Source organism: Actinosynnema sp. ALI-1.44, assembly GCF_001984155.1.
Taxonomy (GTDB): domain Bacteria; phylum Actinomycetota; class Actinomycetes; order Mycobacteriales; family Pseudonocardiaceae; genus Kibdelosporangium.
Map to the genome: position 1 here is coordinate 1 of NZ_MTQO01000010.1, position 4577 is coordinate 4577.

Here is a 4577-nt window from a genome sequence, read left to right on the forward strand (position 1 = left end):
GCTCGCCCTTCTGCAAGGCCATGACCATCTTGATCACACCAGCAACACCAGCAGCACACTGCGTATGCCCGATGTTCGACTTCACCGAACCCAACCACAACGGCCGATCACGATCTTGGCCGTACGTCGCCAGCAGCGCGCCAGCCTCGATCGGGTCACCCAGCGTGGTACCAGTGCCGTGCGCCTCCACCGCGTCCACATCAGACGGCGACAACTGCGCATTCGCCAACGCAGCCCGAATCACCCGCCGCTGCGACGGCCCATTCGGCGCCGCAAGCCCATTCGAAGCACCATCCTGGTTCGCCGCACTACCCCGAATCACCGCCAACACCTGATGACCATTGCGCTGAGCGTCCGACAAACGCTCAAGAAGCACCATGCCCGCGCCCTCGCCCCAGCCAATGCCGTCGGCCTCATCAGAGAACGCCTTGCACCGCCCACTGGACGCCATACCACCCTGCTGGGAGAACTCCATGAAGGCGGCTGGTGACACCATCACTGCGACACCACCGGCGAGCGCCATCGAGCATTCGCCTGCCCGTAGCGCCGACACTGCCTGGTGCATCGCCACCAACGACGACGAACACGCGGTGTCCACTGTGACCGCTGGACCGGTCAGGCCCAGGGTGTACGAGATTCGGCCGGAATGTACGGCCGTCACGTTCCCGATGAGCCGGTATCCGTCGAGACTGTGGTCCTCGACAGGCAGAACTGAGCTGTAACCCGAGAAGTTGGCTCCGACGAACACGCCCGTCGCCGACCCGTGCAGCGACTTCGGGTCGATCCCGGCCCGCTCGACCGCCTCCCAGGAGGTTTCCAGCAACAACCGCTGCTGCGGATCCATGGACAACGCCTCACGCGGGCTGATCCCGAAGAAGCCAGCGTCGAAGTCGCCGACGTCGTAGATGAACCCACCCAGCCGCCGGTAGGTCTGCCCGTTGCCGAACTCCTCTTCGAAGGCCTCCCAGCCACGGTCGACCGGGAAGCCGCCCATCGTGTCGGTGCCCGCGGCCACCAGATCCCAGAACTGCTCGGGCCCGGTCACCCCACCGGGGAAACGACAGCCCATGCCCACAATGGCGATGGGTTCGCCGTGCGCGGCGGCCACGACCTGAACCGCGCCATCGCCCTGGACTGACGCGTCGCTGACCAGTTCGCCCCGGAGATACTCCGCGAGCGCGGCGGCGTTCGGGTAGTCGAAGACCATCGTGGAAACCAGCCGGACGCCTACCACCTCCGACAAGCGGTTGCGCAACTGCACGGAACCGGCGGAGTCGAAACCCAGGTCCTTGAACGCGCGCTGCGGCAACACATCCTCAGCGGAGTCGTACCCCAGGACAGCGGCGGCGTGGCCACGCACCAGGTCCGTCAGCACCTGCTTCTGTTCGGAAACCGGCATTCCGGCCAGACGGGCCGCCCACTCACCGACGTCGTGGGTTTCGGCATCCACGGCGGTGTCGGTGGTCAGGCTCGCGCGGACCTCGGGGAGGTCGGCCAGGAGCCTGCTCGGCCGGTGCAAGGTGTAGGTCGGGACGAACTGCGGCCAGTCGAACCCCGCCACCACCATCGCGCCCTCGTCGGCGTCGAGCACCTGTCCCAACGCCAGCATCCCACGCTGCTCGTCGATGCCTTCCATACCGAACTCACGCAACCGCTCACCACCTTGGCTGGCAGCCATCCCCACACCGGCCCACAGGCCCCACGCCACCGAAGAAGCCACCAAGCCCCAGCTACGGCGGCTGTCGCACAACGCGTCCAAGTAGGCGTTTGCCGCCGCGTAGCCACTCAGGCCACCACTGCCCCAAACACCAGCACCCGAGGAGAACAACACGAACGCGTCCAACTCACGACCGGCGGTCAACTCGTCAAGAACCGCCGCACCACCGGCCTTCGCCGACAACAACTGGGACAGATCAGCTGTCTCCATCTCTGTGACAGCCCTGCGGTCGCCCACTCCGGCCGCGTGCATCACGGAGGACAGTTCGGGCCCGGTGGCGTCGATGCGCCCCAGCAACTGCTCGACCGCGGTGCGATCGGCGACGTCACACGCCACCACATCCACCGCCGAACCACCGGCCACGATCGAGCTCGCGAGCTCGGCAACACCGGCAGCAGCCGGACCAGACCGACTGGTCAACACCACACGAGAAGCACCACGACCAGCAACCCAACGCGCCGTGATCGCACCAACGCCACTCGTACCCCCCGTCACCAACACCGAACCCCTCGGCGACCAGGCGTTCCGGACCACCGGACGACCCGCACGCACCAACCGCCGAGCCACCACACCACCCGAACGCACCGCAACCTGATCCTCGGCCGCATCCGCGAGCACACCAGCCAACCGAGCCCCAGCACGCGCATCCACCACCGGCGGCAAATCAACCAACCCGCCCCACCGACCAACCAATTCAAGGCCAGCCACCACACCCAAGCCCCATACCTCGGCCTGTACCGGCCGCGCACCCGAATCACTGGCAGCGGTCCGCACCGCACCCCGCGTCAGTACCCACAGCGGGGCCGTCACGTCCGCCCGGTTCAATGCCTGGATCAAGGCAAGAGTGCCCGCGCTGCCGCGCGACACCCAAGCGAAGTCCGGGTCCGGCGACTCGTCCAACGCCAGCAACGACACGACACCACTCAGGTCCCCGGTCACGACCTGGTCGACGTGGTTGGGACCGTCGGCGGTCACAACCTCAGCGCCGCGCGTCACCAACGCATTCGCCACGACGCTCACGTCCGGCCCGACCCCGACCACGAGCCACTTCCCGGTGAGGACCGCGTCAGTGTCGCTCACCGGCACCCAGGAGATCTTGTAGCGCCAGTCGGCGACCGAGGCGTCCACCTGGCTACGGCGCCGATACTCGGCCAGTGCGGGCAACACCTCGCCCAGCTGGCCGTCGTCCACGTTCAACGTGGCGGCGAGCTGACTGAGGTCGCCGCCTTCGACCGCATCCCAGAACTCGGCGTCGACGACCTCTGTCCGTGGACTGTCAACAGCTGCCTTGGGCCAGTAGTGGCGGTGCTGGAACGCATAGGTCGGCAGATCGACGGTCGAGCCACAGCCCAGAACAGCCGCCCAGTCGACAGGCAGACCACGCACGTACGCCTCAGCGAACGAAGCAAGCAACCGCTCAGCACCACCGTCCTCACGCCGCAACGTCCCCACCACAACCGCACCCTCGATCGCACCCGTCAACACAGGGTGCGGAGAGGTTTCCACGAACACGCCGTGCCCGGCCTCGGCCAGAATCTTCACCGCCCGCTCGAACTCGACCGTTTCGCGCAGCGACGCGTACCAGTACGACGGATCCATCTCCAGGCCCGTCAACCATTCCCCGGTCAATGCCGACACCATCGGCACCTGCGCTTCACGCGGCCGAATCCCCTGCAAGACGTTGAGGATCTCGCCACGCAACTCATCCACATGAGCACTGTGCGAGGCGTAATCCACCGGGATCATCCGCGCCCGAGGCGACTCACCACACGAACCCGCCAACTCCCGCAACGCATCCGCATCACCCGACACCACAGTTGCTGACGGCCCGTTCACCGCCGCGATCGACAACCGCTCCCCATACGAAGCAATCCGCTCACGAACCCCATCCACCGATTCGGCGATGGACAGCATGCCGCCACGGCCAGCCAACGCGGTCAATGTCTTGCTCCGCAGAGCCACAACCTTCGCCGCATCCTCCAACGACAAGATCCCCGCAACCGCCGCAGCCGCGATCTCGCCCTGCGAGTGCCCGACCACAGCATCAGGCTCAACACCAGCCGCCTGCCACACAGCCGCCAACGACACCATCACAGCCCACAACGCGGGCTGCACCACATCCGCAGCCTCAAAACCATGCCGCCCAGCAAGAACATCGTCCAACTCCCACTCGACATAGGGAGCAAGAGCGGCCGCGCAGTCCGCCAGCTTCGCCTTGAACACCGGCGAAGCCTCGGCGAGCTCACGGCCCATGCCGACCCACTGACTGCCCTGCCCCGGGAAGACAAACACCGAACGGCCAACACCACCAGGGGCAACCACACCGGTCGATACGCCGACTGCGGGCTGTCCCGTGGCCACTGCCGCAAGGCCAGCCGCCAGGTTGGATCGATCAGCACCGAGCACAACCGCCCTGTGCTCCAGAGCCGCCCGCGTCGAAGCCAACGACCACGCCACATCACCAGGCGCGAGCTCCGGCCGGGCCAGCACGTACTCACGCAACCGGCCCGCCTGGCTGGCCAGGGCATCCGCGTCACGACCGGACAGCATCCACGCGGAAACTTGCGGCGTCAGCACCGGCACTGCTTCGTCTTCGACCGAAGCTTCCGTCTCGATCGGAGCTTCTTCCACGATCACGTGTGCGTTCGTGCCGCTGATCCCGAACGCCGAAACACCAGCCCGACGCGTCCGCTCACCAGGCAGCCAGTCCCGGGACTCCTGCAAAAGCCGCACGTTGCCCGAAGTCCAGTCCACATGCGACGACGGTTCATCGGCGTGCAACGTCCTCGGCAGCACACCGTTCTGGAGCGCCATCACCATCTTGATCACACCAGCCACACCAGCAGCCTGCTGCGCATGA

General features: G+C 66.5%; 1 protein-coding gene. It reads right to left on the reverse strand.

Annotation, left to right across the window (positions count from 1 at the left end; all coding sequences use genetic code 11):
- Positions 1–4555: type I polyketide synthase (locus tag ALI144C_RS00075; RefSeq protein WP_237773861.1), on the reverse strand; the 4555-nt coding region annotated here is incomplete at its 3' end.
- Positions 4556–4577: the final 22 nt, after the last annotated feature.